Origin of the sequence: Nocardioides silvaticus (genome assembly GCF_003160695.1) — a bacterium.
Lineage (GTDB): Bacteria > Actinomycetota > Actinomycetes > Propionibacteriales > Nocardioidaceae > Nocardioides > Nocardioides silvaticus.
Window position 1 is genome coordinate 351,803 of the sequence record NZ_QGDD01000001.1, and the last position, 17,473, is coordinate 369,275.

Annotated in this window: 16 protein-coding genes; 4 read left to right on the forward strand and 12 right to left on the reverse strand. The window is 68.9% G+C overall.

From position 1 onward, the window contains the following. Positions 1 to 23 precede the first annotated feature (23 nt). From DJ010_RS01570 to DJ010_RS01580, 3 genes are all read left to right on the forward strand, one after another. The gene (locus tag DJ010_RS01570; RefSeq protein ID WP_109691863.1) at positions 24 to 626 is read left to right on the forward strand and encodes a DUF305 domain-containing protein; all 603 of its coding nucleotides are present in this window, start codon (positions 24 to 26) and stop codon (positions 624 to 626) included. Positions 627 to 704: 78 nt separating this feature from the next. Next, entirely contained in the window at positions 705 to 1,541 is an 837-nt protein-coding gene (locus tag DJ010_RS01575; protein ID WP_109691864.1) for a F510_1955 family glycosylhydrolase, read from the forward strand. A 125-nt stretch (positions 1,542 to 1,666) separates the two neighbouring features. Continuing rightward, positions 1,667 to 2,419 carry a DUF3152 domain-containing protein gene (locus tag DJ010_RS01580; RefSeq protein WP_158282895.1) on the forward strand — a complete coding sequence of 251 codons (753 nt, stop codon included), beginning with the start codon at positions 1,667 to 1,669 and terminating at the stop codon, positions 2,417 to 2,419. A 250-nt stretch (positions 2,420 to 2,669) separates the two neighbouring features. Here the strand turns inward: DJ010_RS01580 and DJ010_RS01585 are convergent, their stop codons facing one another. The 9 genes from DJ010_RS01585 to DJ010_RS01630 form a co-directional block, all read right to left on the reverse strand. Next, complete coding sequence (locus tag DJ010_RS01585; RefSeq protein WP_109691866.1) at positions 2,670 to 4,208, reverse strand: putative type IV secretion/conjugal transfer ATPase; 1,539 nt, start codon at positions 4,206 to 4,208, stop codon at positions 2,670 to 2,672. Continuing rightward, positions 4,208 to 5,713 (reverse strand): SCO6880 family protein, encoded by a 1,506-nt coding sequence (locus tag DJ010_RS01590; RefSeq protein ID WP_109691867.1) that lies wholly within the window; start codon positions 5,711 to 5,713, stop codon positions 4,208 to 4,210. Before DJ010_RS01590 ends, DJ010_RS01585 begins: the two co-directional genes overlap by 1 nt. Before the next feature lie 65 nt (positions 5,714 to 5,778). Then, positions 5,779 to 7,833 carry a type IV secretion system protein gene (locus DJ010_RS22870; protein WP_158282896.1) on the reverse strand — a complete coding sequence of 685 codons (2,055 nt, stop codon included), beginning with the start codon at positions 7,831 to 7,833 and terminating at the stop codon, positions 5,779 to 5,781. Continuing rightward, positions 7,830 to 8,627, reverse strand: coding sequence for a hypothetical protein (locus DJ010_RS01605; RefSeq protein WP_109691868.1), 798 nt, complete (start codon positions 8,625 to 8,627; stop codon positions 7,830 to 7,832). Before DJ010_RS01605 ends, DJ010_RS22870 begins: the two co-directional genes overlap by 4 nt. 1 nt (position 8,628) lies before the next feature. Then, entirely contained in the window at positions 8,629 to 9,504 is an 876-nt protein-coding gene (locus tag DJ010_RS01610; protein ID WP_109691869.1) for a hypothetical protein, read from the reverse strand. Then, entirely contained in the window at positions 9,504 to 9,797 is a 294-nt protein-coding gene (locus DJ010_RS01615) for a hypothetical protein (protein ID WP_109691870.1), read from the reverse strand. The genes DJ010_RS01610 and DJ010_RS01615 overlap by 1 nt, the downstream gene beginning before the upstream one ends. 38 nt (positions 9,798 to 9,835) lie before the next feature. Then, positions 9,836 to 10,684: a hypothetical protein gene (locus tag DJ010_RS01620; RefSeq protein WP_109691871.1), complete on the reverse strand. Its 849-nt coding sequence runs from the start codon at positions 10,682 to 10,684 to the stop codon at positions 9,836 to 9,838. Then, entirely contained in the window at positions 10,681 to 10,899 is a 219-nt protein-coding gene (locus tag DJ010_RS01625; RefSeq protein ID WP_109691872.1) for a hypothetical protein, read from the reverse strand. Before DJ010_RS01625 ends, DJ010_RS01620 begins: the two co-directional genes overlap by 4 nt. A 61-nt stretch (positions 10,900 to 10,960) precedes the next feature. Then, on the reverse strand, positions 10,961 to 11,914 hold the full coding sequence (locus DJ010_RS01630; protein WP_146207228.1) for a hypothetical protein: 954 nt from the start codon (positions 11,912 to 11,914) through the stop codon (positions 10,961 to 10,963). Positions 11,915 to 12,304: 390 nt separating this feature from the next. Between DJ010_RS01630 and DJ010_RS01635 the strand changes: the two genes are divergently transcribed. Further along, positions 12,305 to 15,124 carry an NACHT domain-containing protein gene (locus tag DJ010_RS01635; RefSeq protein WP_109691874.1) on the forward strand — a complete coding sequence of 940 codons (2,820 nt, stop codon included), beginning with the start codon at positions 12,305 to 12,307 and terminating at the stop codon, positions 15,122 to 15,124. A 398-nt stretch (positions 15,125 to 15,522) separates the two neighbouring features. Here the strand turns inward: DJ010_RS01635 and DJ010_RS22875 are convergent, their stop codons facing one another. The 3 genes from DJ010_RS22875 to DJ010_RS01645 form a co-directional block, all read right to left on the reverse strand. Beyond that, complete coding sequence (locus tag DJ010_RS22875; RefSeq protein ID WP_281271107.1) at positions 15,523 to 15,645, reverse strand: hypothetical protein; 123 nt, start codon at positions 15,643 to 15,645, stop codon at positions 15,523 to 15,525. A gap of 76 nt (positions 15,646 to 15,721) precedes the next feature. Then, the gene (locus tag DJ010_RS01640) at positions 15,722 to 16,384 is read right to left on the reverse strand and encodes an ATP/GTP-binding protein (RefSeq protein ID WP_146207229.1); all 663 of its coding nucleotides are present in this window, start codon (positions 16,382 to 16,384) and stop codon (positions 15,722 to 15,724) included. Positions 16,385 to 16,620: 236 nt separating this feature from the next. Further along, positions 16,621 to 17,460 carry a hypothetical protein gene (locus tag DJ010_RS01645; protein WP_109691876.1) on the reverse strand — a complete coding sequence of 280 codons (840 nt, stop codon included), beginning with the start codon at positions 17,458 to 17,460 and terminating at the stop codon, positions 16,621 to 16,623. Positions 17,461 to 17,473 lie beyond the last annotated feature (13 nt).

A 17,473-nucleotide genomic window follows, 5' to 3' on the forward strand; every position in this document is an offset into this window, starting at 1 on the left:
CACCAGCCCAAGGAGAACCTCCCATGCGCAAGACCCTGACCGCCGCCCTGCTCGCGGCCTCACTGCTGACCCTCGCCGCCTGCGGCAACGACGGCGGGCACGATGGCCACAACGCTTCCAACATCCCCGCGAGCGAGGAGTTCAACCAGACCGATGTCGACTTCGCAACCGACATGATCCAGCATCATGCCCAGGCACTGTCGATGGTCGACCTCACCGACGGCCGCGACCTCTCGCCCGAACTGGCCACTCTGGCCGAGCAGATCCGGATGGCCCAAGGCCCCGAGATCGAGACCATGGTCGACTGGCTCAACGAGTGGGACCAGCCGGTCCCCGAGACGATGCGTGACCATGCCAATGCGCACGGCGACGGTGAGATGGAGATGGACTCCGACATGCCCGGCATGATGAGCCAGGAGCAGATGGACGAGCTTGAAGCGGCGTCCGGCGCTGAGTTCGAGCAGATGTTCCTCACCATGATGGTCGAGCACCACGAGGGCGCGATCGAGATGGCCAAGACCGAGCAGGCAGACGGCGAGTATCCCGACGCCATCGCCTTGGCCGAAGAGATCGAAAAGTCGCAGACTGCCGAGATCACCACGATGAACGAGCTCCTCGGCTCCTGATCCCTTCACGACCCGTTGGGTTGCGGGCAGACCCAGGTCTGCCCGCAACGGATCTGGAGCCAAGGAAGCGTGAAACTAGTGCGACGAACCCTCCCCATCAGTCTGCTGGCCACTGCTCTACTTCTCGCTGGTTGTAGAGCCGAGGAGCCGGACAGGCCGGTCCCCTCGACCAGCGACGACCGCTCCGTCGGTCACATCCACGGTCTGGGAGTCGACCCAGCGGACGGCACCCTCTACGTGGCCACCCACCACGGCCTATTCCACGTCGACCGATCCGGCGAACCGCGCCGCGTCGCCGACCGCTGGCAGGACACCATGGCCTTCACCGTCGCGGGGCCCGGCCGCTTCCTCGCCAGCGGACACCCCGACCTCCGCGAGGACCTGCCGCCACACCTCGGGCTGATCGAATCGACCGACGCCGGCGAAACCTGGCAACCGCTCGCCCTGCAAGGTGAAGCGGACTTCCACATCCTCGAGCAGGTCGGCGACGACCTCTACGCCTACGACGCCACCAGCGGCCGCCTCCTCGTCACACAGGACCAGAAGTCGTTCACAGAGGTGGCGCAGCTTCCCCTGCTCAGCATCACCGCGGATCCCGAGGATTCGAACAGCCTGATCGGCACAACAAACCAAGGCCAGCTCATAGAGATCGATGCGACCACGGGTGCCACGGCAGAACGCCCCGGGCCGCCCCTCGTCCTCTTCGAAACCACGTCCGAAGGCGACGTTGTCGGCATCGACCCGGCGGGAACCATCCAGGTCAGTGACGACTCCGGCGAGACGTGGACGCGACACGGCTCGATCGGTGGCCAACCAGCGGCGTTCAGCATCACCGGCACGGAGTGGTACGCCGCGACCCAGGACCAGGTCATCCGCTCCGTCGACGACGGCGACACCTGGACGAAGGTCCTCTAGGCGGATCCATGTCCAAACACCGACTCGACTCGCGTGCCGCTGCGCGCCACGCAGCGCCTCGCGGGAGCCGCCGACTTGCCCACCGAGCCCCTCATCCGACAAGGGTCTTCGGGCTCGTCGCGCTGATGACAGCAACCCTGATCGGCGTACCCACCGCATTCATCGTCGATCTCGACACTCCCGGATCGAGCTCCGCGCCGACCGCGGAGAGATCGCCGCAGACCACCCAGGCGCTTCCAACGCCGTCGCCCACTGCAGCGGCTGAGGCGCCCCCCTCGCTGACTCCTCGCAATGGATCACCACGCCACGCAGAAGGCGCCGTCCCCGTACCCGACCCCATCCCCGAGTCAGGCCCCGGCACCTTCCGGGTCGCACCCGCAGATCCCCAGGAAGCCGGGACCGCCACCACCTACCGCGTGGAAGTCGAAGACGGCCTGCCCTTCGCGCCCACCGAGGTAGCAACCTTCGTGGAGGAGACGCTCTCCGACACGCGCGGCTGGGGTAGTACCGGCGAACACCGATTGGTGCGCGTCGACCACGACGCAGACCTCCGGATCGTCCTTGCTAGTCCCGAGACAGCCGACGAACTCTGCGCGCCACTGGAAACCGAGGGCAGACTCTCCTGCCGCAACGGAGCCAACGTCGTCATCAACGCGTGGCGCTGGCGCCACGGCGCCGAGAGCTACAACAACGCGCTCACCGCCTACCGGCGCTATGTCGTCAACCACGAAACCGGCCACGCACTGGGCTATCCACACGCTGACTGCCCAGAAGCCAACGGGCCTGCGCCCGTCATGCTCCAACAGACGATCGGGCTCGACGGCTGCCAGCCGAACCCCTGGCCAAGCCGTGTGGACCTGCGCCCGCCATCCCACTGACCGCCGCCCCAAAGCCTGTGTGCCATGGGGCGAATTGGCACCTTCGCGGACCTCGCAACCTCCAGACCGGACGGGCTTCATTCGGGGCGACGGCCAACCGTCACTGCATCTCGACAGGAGGCGACCAGTTGAGGCATCGTCCGGGGCATAGCAGGTGAGCGCGGGTTCCGTGAACGTGAGCGTCCGCAACGGCTGACACGCCGACGGATGCTCAGGTTCCGCGCAGAAGCGTCAATATTCGCGCGAACTTCTAAAGGGCAGCCTCGATGGCCTCGTTGGTGTAGTAGAGCTTCTTCTCCAGCGGGTGGAGCACCGTCTGGACCTTGTAGGTCGCGTCTCCGACGCACCACAGCGCGCGGCCCTTGTCCTGCATCGCCCAGCCCGAGACGAGGTCCTGGGCGATCGGGCCGAAGCCGAGCATCGAGTCCAGCTCGCGCGCGACGCGCGGCTTCTGCCCGCCGAGGATCTTGATGTCGGCCAGCTCGAGCAGGTCCTTGGCGATCATCGCGGCCTGGGAGTCGGCATCGCCGACCGAGAGCAGGTCGGAGGGCTTGTGGAGGTTGGCGAACTGGATGTCGCCGCCCTTGCCGGCCATGCCACGCGAGAGCCGCAGGTCGGCGTCGAAGCTCATCACCGCGGAGACGCCAAGGCGCATCTGCTTCCAGACCTCGTCGCGTACGACGATGCGCAGGTCGCCGAGCTCGGCGATCTCGCGCAGCCCGCGGCCCCAGGAGTTCATGCACAGCAGCGCGATGCCGACCGCCTCATCGCCGAGGCCGTCGAGCCGGGAGAGGCTGAACGACTGGATCGGCGCCCGCCAGTCGACCTCGATGTTGGTGAAGTCGTCGAAGAGGCCGGCCAGGGTGCCGGTGACAAGCTCGCCGAGCGCGTTGCGCAGCAGCCGGGTCTCGTCGAGGAACTGGCGGGTGTTCCCGTACTCGCACGCCCGGACGAGCTCCTCGGTGGGGTTACGCAGCAGGTCCCACAGCCGCGGGATGGTCGTCTCCTCGAGGATCGAGTTGCCGGCGGCGTAGCCGGTGAGGATCGCCAAGGCGCTGCGGACGACGTCGCTCTCGTCGGGCCCGAACGGCACTCGGCGCTCGTCGTCGATCTTCATGCTGCCGACAAGGCCGCGGACCAGGACCAGCCACCGCTTGAAGATGATCGTCGTGCGCCGGCGGGCCTCCTCGGCCGAGAGCTTCTCCCAGCCGTGGCCGAGCGGGCCCATGGCCAAGGGGTTGATCCGGGCGGGCAGGCCGGGTCCGATCACGAACGGCTCGACACCGAGCGCGCGGCACAACGACTCGTACTCGTCCTTGGGGTCGCCCAGGACCAGGGTCCGGTAGCCGAAGGGCATCATCCGGGTGCAGAACGCCTTGGTGGTGCCGGACTTGCCGGTGCCCGGCTTGGCGAACTGGAAGATGTTCGGGTTGGTTGCCGGCACGTCGTCACGCAGCACCCAGCCGAACGGGTCGCAGTAGAACGATCCGCCGGAGAGCTGGTCGACACCCATCTGCGCCCCGGTCGGAGGCAGGGCCGGCGCGGACACGAAAGGCCAGAACACCGGCGCCTGGTCGCTGGTCATCCGCCAGGCCTGCGCCGGGGCCGTGGCGGGGGACCAGCCGCGGCCGCGACGAGCTGCACCGCGGCGCGGTGCGTACTTGAAGATCCGGGGCTCCTTGGCCTCCGGGGCGAGCGTGGGAATCGTGGGGAGGTCGTGGCCGAAGTCGGAGAGCAGGGCGGCCATGTCGCGGCCGCCGCCGCGGTTCCGGCGGGTCGTGGTGGGCATCAGGCGTCTCCGCTCCGGGTCAGGCTCATCCCGACGGGGATGGTCGAGGCGGCGAAACCGACGTCCTGGGCCAGGTCGAGCCGCAGGGGGGCAAATCCGGCGCGTCGGATCGAGGCGTCCAGGCGGCGGCCGAACTCGGTGACCCGCAGTGTCTTGGGAACCGTGACCGTGCAGACTGCGTAAGGCCGGACCAGCGCGTTGCCGTGGGCCAGCTTGGCGTCCAGGCCGCGGGCCTTGTGGGCCTCGTCGCGCTGCTTGGCACGGGTCTTGCGGCCGAGCTTCTCGTTCATTCCCTCAGCCAGGTCTGCGGCCCACTCGGCGTTGCCGGACTGCCGGTCGGCCTTGGACTGGGACACGATCGGGAAGGCGACGACGAACGAGCGTCGCTCACCGGACTCGCTCGGGGTGAGGATCGGCGCCAGGGCGCCCATCGCCACGCCGCGGGTCGGGAGCTTGATGGTGGCGCTGATCGAGTTCCACGCGTCGTGGCTGTAGTGCCGCACCGTCGCGTCGGCGCCCGAGGGCCCGGCCAGCGCCCACGGGACGTCGGCGTTCACGCTCAGGTCCTTCTCCCGCATGGCGAGGGCCTCAACGATGCCGGCGCGATCGCCTGGGGCGAACCCGGTCCGGGACGCCAGGGCGAGCTCGGGTGAGGTGAGCCAGCGGACCGACGTCATCCCCATCGGGCCCCGCAGCTGGGCCTCGATCTCGGCCATGAGCAGGTAGAGCTCGCGGCAGCGGCCCTCGAAGCCACCGCCGGACTCCTTGGCCGACCGGGCGATACGGGTCTCCGGGACGACGATTGTCACGAACTGCTCGGTGCGAACCGACGCCTGGGTGAGGCCCACTGCGAGGTCGCTGTTGACGACCTCGGACAGCTGGGGGGCGTTGTCGCGGCGGTGCTTGTTGACCCACAGATCGCGCTCGGCGCCGTCCTCGGAGACGGTGCGGACCATGAACAGGATCTCGTCGATCCTCTCGGTGAGGCCGGCGACGTCGAGCAGCCCGGCCAGCGCCTCGCCGTAGCGGCTGCGCTCCTCGGTGTCCTTCATGCCGATGCCGGGGTGGACGATCGAGGCGGTGACTGCCCAGGTCTTCGTGGCGTCATCGTGGATCACTCCGACCCGCTGGAGCTGCGAGCCGTGCGGCGGGCCGTCGTGGATCTTGATGCCCTGCAGCACCCCGGGAAGGTCGGGGGTGTCGAGGTCCTCGGCGCGGCCCTCGATGGCCTTGGCACGGAACGAGGTCCAGCCGAGCAGCCCGCCGACGGCGTACATCGTCGAGGCGAACACCCAGCCGGTGGCCGAGCGGCCCCGGACCGGAATGACGGTGATGGCCAGCAGGAACAGCCAGACCAGGGCGAACAGGAACGCGGAGAACCACGCTCCGCGGCTGATCGCCCAGAACGCCGGCAGGCTGGCCAGCGCCAGGAACATCAGCTGGCCTCCGGAGAGGCCGAAGAACCAGCCGATGCGGTCTCGCTGGTAGTCGGCGTAGATGGTCATCGTCGGTTTCCCTCCGGGTCACTGCATGTCGATCGGGGCTGGGGGCAGGTCGTGCGGCGCATCGGCTACACCGCCACCGGGGGGATCGCGCCGCCAGCTGCACCGGCTCCACCGGCACCTCCGGCCGCTCCCCCGCCGCCGCCTGCGGCCGGTGTCTTGGGCGCTGCTCCGGCACCGCCGGCGCCCTGTCTGCCAGAGCCGCCGCCCTGCCCGCCAGAGCCGCCACCCGAGCCACCGCCGGGTCCGCCGCCGGTGGGCAGCGTCGGCGGGGTGGGCGGAGCAGGCGGGGCAGGCGGGGCAGGCAACGGCGAGTCGCCGTCCCCGCTGTTCTGCGAGCCGGGGTGCGTGCCGCTGCTCTGGTCGCCCGACTGGCTACCGGCCTGGCGGCCGCCCATGTTGCTGAAGTCGGGGCCGTAGGTGCTCTGCCCGACGCCGGCCTGATTGGTCTCGTCCGACATCAGGGACGTGGCCTTCCCTCCGGCGCTGCTGACCATCCCGAGCCCGGCAGCGAACGCCTGTCCGACCGTGCCGAAGCTGCCGAGGACGCCCTGGGTGGACCTGTTGAACCGATCGCCGGTCGATGCCTCGGCGCTCTGCTCACCCGAGGACCGACCGTTGCCGTCGGTGGTCGACGCGGCCGACGATCCGCCGGCACCGCCGCCGCTCAGCAGCCCCTGGAGGCCGCCCTGGATAGCCATGCCCTGCCGGAACGACGCGCCGCTGGGGGTGCCAGGGTCGACGAAGGCCAGAAGCTTGAACAGCGCCAGCGGCGCGACGACGCTGATCAGGATCGTCATGACCGCCGGCAGGGCCGTGCCGAACGCCTTGGCGGTGCCGTCGGCGAGGTGGGCGGCAACGCCGTTGGCGAACTGCACGCCGATGCCCAGCACCATCACCATCAGCACCGGGGTGAACGCCGCCGCGTGGAACCAGCGCAGCGACTTCCAGAACCAGGAGCGGGTGAAGTCGGAGACCAGCCCGGCCGCGGAGAGCGGGCCGGTGGCGACCAGGACCAGCAGCGAGGCCGCCCGGGCGAGGTAGACCAGGACGTGCCCGATCGCGGCCAGCCACAAGAAGATGCCGAGGAAGGCCAGCGCGGTGGCCACGCCGGCGTCAGTGATGTCGTCGATGCCGAGGCCGCCCAGGGGATCCCAGTCGGGCCAGGTCTGCACCTTGAGCAGCGACTTCATCAGCGCCTTGGTGATGGCGCCGCAGGCCGCGACGATCAAGACGCAGTAGCCGAACCAGCAGGCGCAGACCAGGACGAACTGGCCGGCGCCGATGAACGCCCGCGCGAGGCCCTTACCCTCTCGTTTGAAGGCCGCGGCACCGAGCTGGATCATCGCCAAGATGACCACCAGGGCGAGCGCGAGCCAGAGGGTGAACGCGTAGACGTCCTTGCCGGGTCCGTCCTCGCGCAGGTCGGGGGTCAAGAACAGCTCGCTGAACGTGAGCACGATGCGCAGCACGAACAGGCCGGAGTTCCAGACCGCGAGCATGGCCGCGGTCCAGGCATCAGCCGCCGCCTTGGCGATGACGTCGCCGATGGCCTCGAACGGGTTCGGGATGTCACGGAGGCCGGGGATGCCGGCGCCGAAGAGGTCCCCCACGTTCGGGAGTCCGAGGATCCCGGGCACCCCCGGGACGCCAGGGAGTCCGATCCCCGGGAGCCCGGCGTCGCAGATCGCGTCGAGCAGCCCACACCCGCCGACTCCCGGCACCACTCCCCCGACTCCCTTGGCGCAGCCGGTGAGGCTAGGGTTTTCGAGGCACTCCTGGATGCCCTCGACCTGGCCCTCGATCTCGTCCTTGACGCCACCGGCCGCGTCTTTGCCGCACTCCACCGGGTCCTTGGCACAGTCGAGGGCGTCGCCGCCGAGGTCGCACAGTTCGTCGGGACCAAGGCAGCCCATCTTGAGGGGGCGGGCCGGCAATTGGCTGGTGGTCTCGACCGTGGCGACCTGCGCTGTGCTGGCTGCCGTGCTGGTCGCCGGCTCGGCCGCGGCGGCGGGCGGCTGGAGAGCTGTGGCGGCGCCGAGGAGCGTGGTGAGGACCAGGATCGCCAGGGCGGCGATGCCCAGCCTGGTCACCCGGGTGAAGAGGTCGGCGGTGGTGCTCACTGGGGTGCTCCGTTGATCGGGATCCAGCCGGCCTGCTTGTACTCCGGGGTGCCCGGCGCGACTGCCTTGGGCTGTTCGGTGGAGACCAGGTGCTCGATGTCTGCGGTGCTGCCCTGGACCAGTCGCCAGTCGCGCACGCCGTCGACCTCGAGCCACCGCATGAGCTGGGTGCCGGCGTAGAGGCCGTCGCTGACCTTGCCGTTGGCGGTGGTGAGGGTGACGTAGCTGAGCAGGTTCACCGCGTAGTAGCCGGTGTAGAGCTCCTCGAGGGTGTAGGCGATCGGTGTCACGGCGTACGACGCGGGTGGGGGGACGTCCCCCTCCTTCGGGACGCCGGCCTGTTGGCGGCGCAGCGCGACAGCGTCGCGGGCGCGCTGCTCGAAGACGGCCTTGTCCTCGGGGTTGGCGTACAGGCCGGCGACGGCGGCGGCCTGGTCGTAGTCGAACCCGACCTGCGCCTTGGCGACCTCGACCTGCAGCGCGACCGCGCCCAGGTCGGTCTGGGGGAACCGGGTCGGGTAGCCGTCGATCTGGTCGGCGCCGGTCGGGATCACGACTCCGTCTGCGGGTGCGGTGTCCGGGGCGACCTGGTCGACCGAGACGTTCTGCCCCTGCTGCCCGGTCTGGCTCGAGGAGTCCCCGGTGGTCTTGTCGGTGCCGGTGTTGTCATCGGTGCGGCCGCGCGCTCCTAGCCAGACGGCGGTGGCCACCAGGGTGGCGATCGCCACCAGGACTCCTGCGCGCAGCAGGGTGGTGCGGGACTCCCTCATCGAGTCGTTGATCCGGTTGCTCATCTCAGTGCTCCCCTTCCGTGTCGCCGGGGTGGGCGGGTTCGATGGTGTGGTCGGTGGACCAGGTGCGCCAGCCGGCCTCGTGTGCCAGCTGGGTGCCTGGCCAGGTCGCCGGTGCGGGTGCCGGCGGGGTGCCGGGGGCGACCATCCAGCGGCCACCGACCCACTGCATGCGCTCGCAGTGCGCGAAGGCGATCTGGCCTTCGGACTTGTAGGTGGCGCTGACCTTCATCAGCACGCAGACCGTCGCCCAGTCGGGGCCGTCGGTTCCCTTGACCAGCGCGGCGGCCGGCTCCAGGGACACCGAGGCGCTGGGGTCCTTGACCTCGCCCATCCCGGTGCTGGAGAGGAACGCGCGGACGCTGGCGGTGATCCACCAGTCCTCCGCACGGACCCCACCGGGCAGCGCCCAGGCGTTGTAGACCTCCTCGGCGGTGCTCAGGCTCATCGACTGCAGCACCGCGAGGTCGATCTGGGCGAGCTGGCCGATCGCGCCCTCCGGGGTGTGCGGGAACCCGGTCATCACGAACGCGGGCCCGTTGACTCCGGTCCCGGTCGGGATCTTGATCTCCGGCGCCTTGGCGCTGGTGGTCTCGGCAGGGAAGGCGGCGCTCTCGGGCACGGTCAGCATCGGCTCGGCCGCGATCTCATCGCGATGCGCGGCACCGCGGACCACCGTCGAGCGCTCGGTTTCGCCGGTCGCCACGCCGGTGTTCGCGCTGGCCTCGTCACCGATGCCGTCGATCGCCAGGTAGACCGCGTACGCGAGGCCGCCGAGCAGGAGCACAGCCACGGCGACGGCGGCGGCCAGGATGCCGAGCAGCCGGCGCCGGCTCCACTCGCTGGTGCCTTTTGCCTTTTTCGTGGCTGCGCGCCGCATCAGATGCAGCCCTTGCCAAGGATCCCGTTGAGCATGCCGGGCAGCACCAGGTAGGCGATCGCGCAGGCGAACACGACCACCACCGAGATCACGCCGACCTTGGAGGCGTGCGGCAGGGAGAACACTCGGCCGGCGATGATCGCGCCGATGGCGATGATGATGCCGAGACCGAACAGGACGATGACGCCCCACAGCACGTAGCTGGTGATCTCGTTGGTGGGGCCGACAGCACCCGGGGGCGCCTTCGGGCAGACAGCCATCACGGTGGTTGCGGTTGCGGTCATGACGTCCATGGGTGGTCTTCCTTTCTGGGTTGCTGACCCCGGGCGGGTCAGGCGCTTTCGCTGGTGTCGGTGGGCAGATGTGCGGGCTCGAGCAGCTGACGTGCTGCCGAGATCAGGGGGGCCGGGACGGGTCGGGAGTCCAGGCCGTTGACCGCGAGTTCGCGGTCCTCGGGGATCTCCACGCGCCAGTCCGCGTCCAGGGCGCGGCGTACGGCGGGGCCGCCGGCGTGCTCGAGGCCGCGGGGCCACTTCTTGCGGCGGGGCCCGCGGACGGCGAGGGCGATCTGCTCGGGCTGCCAGTGGCCCGCCAGCAGGTCCATGGCGACTCCGGCGCGGCGCATCCCGGGGACGGTGGCGGTGGTGACCAGGACGACCTGGTCGGCGGTGCGGACGGCATCAGCTAGCCAGCAGTCGGTGGCCAGCAGCTGACCGGTCTCCCAGCCGATGTCGAGGATGGTCAGCTGGGTCTCGTTCTGTGCCTCGGTGGGCAGCGGGACCTCGTCGACGCCGGCGAGGACCTCGCTGGCGCGCTCGAGCAGGACGTGGTCGCGCTTGCCCTGGCGCCAGTCGGTCGGGTGCAGGCCGAGCTCGGCGGTGCTCGCCGCGGCGAGTCCGGAGGCGGTGACCGAGCAGCACTCGATGACTCGGACCGGGGCGGCTGCCGCCAGGCCGGTCGCCAGGGCGACGGTGCTCGCGCCGACCGAGCCTGCGGACCCGATCACGGCGATGGTGTGCTCGCCGGCGGCCGGTGACCAGTCGTCCTCGGCGGCGGTGCCGCGGCCGCGGGGACCCTTGCCGGCACCGGGGCCGGTGCGGAACTCGCCGGCGTTCAGTGCCTGCCAGGCGCGCTTGAGCTCGTCGACGCCGACCGGGCGGCTCGAGGTCTGGGTGCTCACTGGGCCTCCCCGAGGGTGCCGCGGCGGAACTCGAGCGCGGCGCGGACCTCGGCCGGGGTCAGGGTCGCCAGCTGCGCCTTCGCGGCCTGGACTTCGTGCAGCTGGGCGACGCAGCCGGTCAGCTGCTCGATCGCCTCGATCTCGCGGCCGGCGATCGCGAACAGCTCGGCGACCTGCTCCGGCGTAGCGGTCTCGCCGTCGTGGGTGTTTGTCATTGGCTTCACCACCTCCACTCGCCTATGTGTCGCGGGGCGGTTCGAGCGATCACTTCCGGGCCTATTCGTCATGGCCGAACTTCCTCGGGGCGGCCGCGGCGAGGGCGCGCACGGTGCGCGAGCCGTGGCGACGGACGGTTGCCTCAGAGACCCCGATGCGGGGCGCGACCCGGCTGGACACCTCGTTGCTGAGCAGGCCGCCGTACCCGCGCGCCAGACGCCGGGTCTCGACCCGGTCGGCCTCCTCGACCAGGCACAGCAGCAGGTACCGGTCCGCGGGGCTGATGACCTCGTGGTCGCACGCCCACGCGAGCAGCTCCAGGAGCTCCTCGGTGGCCGACGGCTCCTCCTGCTCGGGGCCGGCGTCGGCGAGGATCTCGGGGCGGTGGAAGAGCGCGCCTGTGACCCGCTCGGTCCGCATCTCGGCCGAGTAGCCGGCGCCGTCGTCGGCGCTCGTAATGTCGCCGGCCGAGAAGGACTCCACGAGGGTCGTGTTCGCCCAAGTGCGGTCGGCCCGGGAGACGTAGAAGAAGTCGCCGACCTCGCGGAGCACGCCGACTCGGGTGTTGATCAAGATGTTGGACGCGACCTTCCGGAGCCGGCGCCACTTGAACGTGCGGACCTCGATCCACAGCTGCGAAGCCACGAGCTCGTCGACACGCTCGACCGCCGACCAGGTGCCCGCCATGACTGGCTGGCTGTCGCGGAAGACCTCGCGCGGCGGGAGGGTGCTCAGCCAGCCAGCGAGCCGGCAGGCGCCGGGCAGCAGGCACTTGGCGAGCGCGGCCGCAGCCGCGATGTCGTCACCACCGTCGGGGGCCGCCAGCATGGCCAGCGCCAGGAGGACCTGGTCGGATTCTTCGTGGTCCACCGTCGGCAGCCAGGAGCGGATGTCGTCGAAGTTGTCGACCACACCGAGGCGCGGATCGATGGCCACCCAGGCCGGCCACTTCTGGCGGGCCTGGTCGAGCAGCTCGCTGTTGTCGTCGAGGCCGAGCTGGTCGCCCACACTCATCGCACTCGCTCCTTTGGTCCGTGGCTGTGCACGGCAGAAAGGTCGCGAGCGGGCGTCCCCGCATCCGTCCCCCCAGACCCCTGATTTCGAGGGGGGACACTGAGGGGGACGCGCGTTTGCGCAGGTCAGAGGCGTCCCCCCGAAAGTTGAAGAAGTTTCTGGCCAACCCCTTGCGCAGCCCCGATTGTCGAGATGCAGCCAAAGCGAGGCGATCGAACTTTCGCCTCAAGAACACTGGTTCGGTAGACATTCTGGCCAGTAGGGCCGGTTCACCGGACTTGACCGCTGCCGGATGGCAGCATCGTGGACCCGCTGGAACCTGGCCGATCAGGCGCCTGGATGTCGGACGCAGCGGCTAGGTTGCACGAGACCAGAACGGAGTTTGCGTAAGTGACCTATGACCTGCAGCGCCTCGGACCGCTGGGGTTTCAGGATGCCGCAGCAGCTCTCGTAATCGCCCAATTCGGCCCTGTCGTGCGCCGACTCGGGCGCGGCAAGGACGGCGGCCGCGACATGGAGGCGCGCGGAGTTGTCGTCTGGTCCGGGACTCCAGAGAAGCCTGGCGAAGCTTGGGATGGCCATACGGTCTTCCAGGTCAAGCACAGGGAGCGGCCGCTGGGCACCAAGGCCGACGCGCAATGGCTGTGGGACCAGATCCGCAACGAGCTCAACGAGTGGGCCAACCCGGACTCGAACCGTCTGGAAGTGCCGAAATATCTCGTCTTCGTCTCCAACGTACGGCTCTCACCCGACCCTGTGGACGGGGGCCTCGCCTACGTCGAGGAGAAGATCTCCGGCTTCTTCACCGAACTCAATGACCGCAGTCTCGACGACGGTCCCGGACGCTACGAGCGCCAGACTCGCAGGCAGCGTCTGCAGCCACTCAAGAAGTGGCGCCTTATCGACGGGAACCAGGTCGACTCTTGGTTCGACATCCACGACGGTGTCCGGCGCGCCTATGACGGCTTCCTCACCACCGGTGACGTCCTCGCAGACTTGGTGGCACTGCGCGCTGACCTGCCCGCCAAGGACCTCGAACCCGCTCTGCAGATCCATGCACGGAACTCGCTGGTCCGAGACCGCAACATCTATTTCGATGAAGCCGGCGGTGACGGGGGCGGGGTGCCGCTGGATCGGATCGCGGTTGACCTACCGGTCCGCGTGCGCTCGACCAATGAAGCTGCGCGTGCCGTTCAGTACGTGCTCGACCGAGGGGAGCACGCGCTCAAGCCGTCGATCGCCACCCTCCCCAAGCCTCGCCACATCGTCCTGACCGGCGCGCCGGGCAACGGCAAGACGACTATTACCCGTTTCCTCGTCCAGGCCTACCGAGCCGCCATGCTCGCCGACGCCAACAACCTCGGCGACGACCACCGCGCCGTCATCGACGGAACCGCCGAAAAGCTCCGGCTTCTCAAACGCGCGTTGCCCAGCCACCGGCGGTGGGCCGTGCGGGTCGACCTGGCCGAGTTCGCCAAACGCTTCGTCGCCGGCGGCCGACAGTCGCTGCTCGCTTGGATCGCCGAGGACCTCACTGCGCAGGGTTACACCCGCAAGCTCGAGCCGTGGTTGCTCAAGGAGTGGATGAACACCTGGCCATGGTTCGTCGCCCTCGACGGGCTCGACGAGGTTTCCGAACCGGCCGTGCGCAAGTGGGTCATCGGCGCAGTGCACGAGTTCGTCGCGGATGCAGAAGCGGACGACTCCGACGTGTTCGTCCTGGTCACGACTCGCCCGAGTGGCTACGTCGACGAGATGTCGGCTGAGCAGTTTGACCGCATCGACCTCACCGATCTACAGACCGCCGAAGCGCTCGCCTACGGGCATCTGGTCACCCAGATCCGCCTACGCAACGACAGCGCCAGGATCGCGCGCGTGGACGGCATCTTGAAGGACGCCGCCAACAACGACGCATTGCGGCACCTGCTGCGCACCCCGCTCCAGGTGCAGATCATGTCGATCATCGCCGAGGGCGCCGGCCCCTTCGACCCGGACCGATTCAACCTCTTCTGGCGGTACTACGACGTCGTTGCTCGGCGCGAACAGACCAAGGAGAACACACGATTCGCCGAGCTCTTGCGCGAGCACGCTCCGCAGGTCCTCGACCTTCACGAACGCGTCGGCCTCGAGCTCCAACGCCGCAGCGAATCCGCAGACGGAGGAACAGCATTCATGTCGGAGGAAGACCTCTCCGCGATCGCCTGGCACGTTCTTGCCGATGAGGGCTACTCGCCGTCAGGCAAGGATGCGCAGCTCCTCGAACGGATCGTTCGCGCCGCAACACATCGCCTGGTCCTGCTAGTCCCACGAGGAGACGGTTACGGCTTCGACGTGCGCTCGCTTCAAGAACTCATGGCAGCTCGGCGCATCACGACGGGCGAACTCGACGTCGTTCTGGATCGCCTGCGAGCCCTGGCCCCCAGCCCGCACTGGCGCAACACCTGGTTGTTCGCAGCCGGCCGCCTGTTCGCCGAGCCACAGACCCACCAGCACGACGCCCTGCTCGAACTAGTGGCGAGCCTCGACGACGGCGTCGCCGACAGGTTTTCCTCGATCGCCCCCGTCGGGCCCTACCTCGCCTGGGACATGCTCGATGACGGCATGGCTGCTTCTCGGCCGCGGCGTCTCAAACAGCTCATGGGCCTGGCAATGAAGGTGGTGGAGTATCCCGCACCCCAGGCGATACCTGACCTCGTTCCGCTCGTCATGCGACTCAGCGAAATCGACGACGACCTGCGCTGCCAAGTTCGCGACCATCTTCGCGAAGCCCTCGGCGGAGACACGAGCAGCCGGACCAACGCCGGAGCCATGCAGGCCCACATCCGAGATGCCGCGAAGAAGACGCCGACCAGCCCCGACGTACGCATGCTGGCCGAAGCCAAGCGGGCTCAAGGACGCTCGGTCACGCCCGACCCGCCCAGCGACTGGCAACACTTCGACGACGTCATCACAAGCCTCGCGAGCGACGCCGTTCACGACGTCGTCTCCCAGGCGGCGGCTGCTGTCCGAGCGGCACGGACGCGTGCCGTCACCGCCGAGGAGCTCGAGCACCTCGAGGCCGCTGCACTGGATCCCGAAGCATGCGAGCTCCTGGATGTTGCCCTAGACGCGGTCGCCCGTACCGAACCGGCAGTCGTCCGAGTCTGCTTCGAGGTCGCGCGCACGACGGCAGCGCGCCGGCAACTCGCAGCGCTCCTCGACCAGGTTTAACCGTCTCGTCGGGTGCGCTACGAGACCTCTGGATCGGCACGGAGCGAACGCATGGTCAGCTCGACCAAGCGCGTCGCCGCGGAATCATCTGGTGCCTTCGCCGCCGCGCTGAGGGCGTGGAGGCAGTAGTCGGCGAGCTCGCTCGCCGCGATGTCGGAGCGCAGCCCGTCATGACCCGAGACGCCTGGGGCTTTCCCCTTGCATCGGGCACCCCATCGGGCCGGCTATCGCCCGAGCCGTCCCGCCGCTATGCCGCCGGAGAAACGAGAACAGGCCCCCGTCCATACTCGAGGATGGGGGACCTGATTCTGACGCGGAGCTAGGGGGTGACGCCGACGCCGCGTGGGCTCATGTAGGTCGCGACCGGAACGCCGCTCAGGTGCCAGGTGGCGCTCCACTCAGCGAAGGTCGAGGAAGCCGCCCGGCCCCTGCTTCTCCGCGGCCACGATCGCCTCACCGTCGCGGGCCATACGTGCGATCCACTCGGCCGGGTGGTCGTCGAGCTCGCCCTCCACGACCACCGCCGGCTCGGCGACGAACTCACACCCTCGGGAGCTCGGTGAGGCGACCCCAGACGTTCTTCATGCCCTTGCCACGTCATTGGGTCAGCACCTGTGCCTCGCCGATGCGGATCGGCAGCGGGTTGGTGGTCAGGTCGAACTCGATGGTTCCGGACTGGCCACCACCGGTCCACTCGACAACCCAGTGGCTCGTGGCAGTGACCTGGTAGGCGCCCTCGGGCTGGTCCGTCGACATCTTCGCGTAGCGGTGCCCGCAGGTCGGCGAGTCCTGCTTGCCGTAGTGATCGGCGTACGGGGTGCCCTTGCCGGTGCAGTTCACCTTCGTCCCGTCCCCCATGTCCCACACGATGCTGGAGACGCTGGCGGTGGCACTGACCGAGACCGATCCCTCGCTGGCCGATGCAGTGATCGGGCCGAACGTGTCGTCGGTCGGGCTGTCGACCCACATCCACACCGGCAGCCCAACCAGACCAGCGCGGTTCGGTGCAGATTCGGGGACGATGCCGATCTTGATGGGGTCCAGATCCATTGAGGCGATCGCCCGGTTGACGAGCACCACCGGATCGATTCCTACTTCGCCGGTCTGCACCCATGTGTACTCCCACGATGATCCCGGCGGCGGGAAGAAGCACATACGCCACGCACCGTCCTCGTTCGTCTGACCAGGAGGCGGCTCAAGCTTGTCGCCGATCTCCTCAGCCGACGGCCCGATCCAGCACTCGTGGACGCTGCTCCACACGGACCCCATCGGGCCGGTGCACGGGATCTCCCGACCGTTGTAGTTGCAGGTCGAAGAGCCCCCACCAGGTTCCTCGCCGCCACCCCCTGGGTCACCGCCCCCATCCGAGCAGTCGAGCTCGAACTGACCCGTCTCCGGGTTGTAGATCTCCTGGCAGTCCGCGCTCGCGCTCGTGGCGGTCAAGACGACGACTACGAACGCCGCGGGAACCGCCAGCACGAGCGCGAGTATTCGCCTCAGCATGACTGATCCCACTTGACGTCGGAGTTGGAGACCTTCCACGCGCCCTTGTCGCGAACGACCGTGTACTCAATCGGGACAGGGTTGCGCAGCGGGTCACCGTTCGGATCGGTGTGCTTGATCTTCTTGCCGTCCTTGTTGCGCTCCACGACATCCGTTCGATCCTCGCAGTCGATGATGAGGATCATCGAGTCCGATCGGCGGCGCGGCTCGGCGAGCGTGTGCACGTACTCCCCCGTGACCTTGATGTCGTACCGCTTGAGGGTGACAACAGCTTCTTGGATCTTGAGGAACTCGTCCCCCGTTGCCACCGGGTTGAGGCGCTTGAAGTCGATCGTGACGGCACGGTAGAAGTCGTCGCGCGCCTCGAGGTACTTCGTCAGCTGTGCGGCCGCCTTCTCCTCATCTGTCTTCGGAGTCGGCGAGGCGGTGGGCGGCGTCGGTGACGGGGACTGGCTCGGGGTCTCCTGGACCGTGGGCTCGTTGTCGTCGCCGCCGCAGCCCGTGAGAGCCAGGGCGAGGGCGAGGGCCACTCCCCCGAGTGCGGAGTGGTGCTTCCTCATGCGGTGTCTCCTCCTGTGGGTGGGCGGGGCCATGACGGATCGCTGGCTGACGTCGTTGGCGATGTGCTCGAGGTGTTCCTCGGCGGCGTCGACGAGCTCGGCCAGCGAGCCGTTGTCCGCCGGGTCGAACCCGAACTTCTTGTCGGCGTTGTAGAGGGTTCGGATGGTGTCGCGCACGAACACGGCCCGGGCGACGCGGCGGGCGTCAAGGTCGGCGTGGTCGGCGCCGGCCGCGGCGTAGCGGCCGGTGATCTCCTGGTCGAACGTTGCCACGTGCTGGTGCTCC

Coding starts and splice junctions, on each gene's coding strand:
- DJ010_RS01625 (WP_109691872.1), bottom strand. CDS start 10,899: ATGACAAACACCCACGACGGCGAGACCGCTACGCCGGAGCAGGTCGCC.
- DJ010_RS01605 (WP_109691868.1), bottom strand. CDS start 8,627: ATGAGCAACCGGATCAACGACTCGATGAGGGAGTCCCGCACCACCCTG.
- DJ010_RS01590 (WP_109691867.1), bottom strand. CDS start 5,713: ATGACCATCTACGCCGACTACCAGCGAGACCGCATCGGCTGGTTCTTC.
- DJ010_RS01615 (WP_109691870.1), bottom strand. CDS start 9,797: ATGGACGTCATGACCGCAACCGCAACCACCGTGATGGCTGTCTGCCCG.
- DJ010_RS01570 (WP_109691863.1), top strand. CDS start 24: ATGCGCAAGACCCTGACCGCCGCCCTGCTCGCGGCCTCACTGCTGACC.
- DJ010_RS01585 (WP_109691866.1), bottom strand. CDS start 4,208: ATGCCCACCACGACCCGCCGGAACCGCGGCGGCGGCCGCGACATGGCC.
- DJ010_RS01580 (WP_158282895.1), top strand. CDS start 1,667: ATGACAGCAACCCTGATCGGCGTACCCACCGCATTCATCGTCGATCTC.
- DJ010_RS01630 (WP_146207228.1), bottom strand. CDS start 11,914: ATGAGTGTGGGCGACCAGCTCGGCCTCGACGACAACAGCGAGCTGCTC.
- DJ010_RS01610 (WP_109691869.1), bottom strand. CDS start 9,504: ATGCGGCGCGCAGCCACGAAAAAGGCAAAAGGCACCAGCGAGTGGAGC.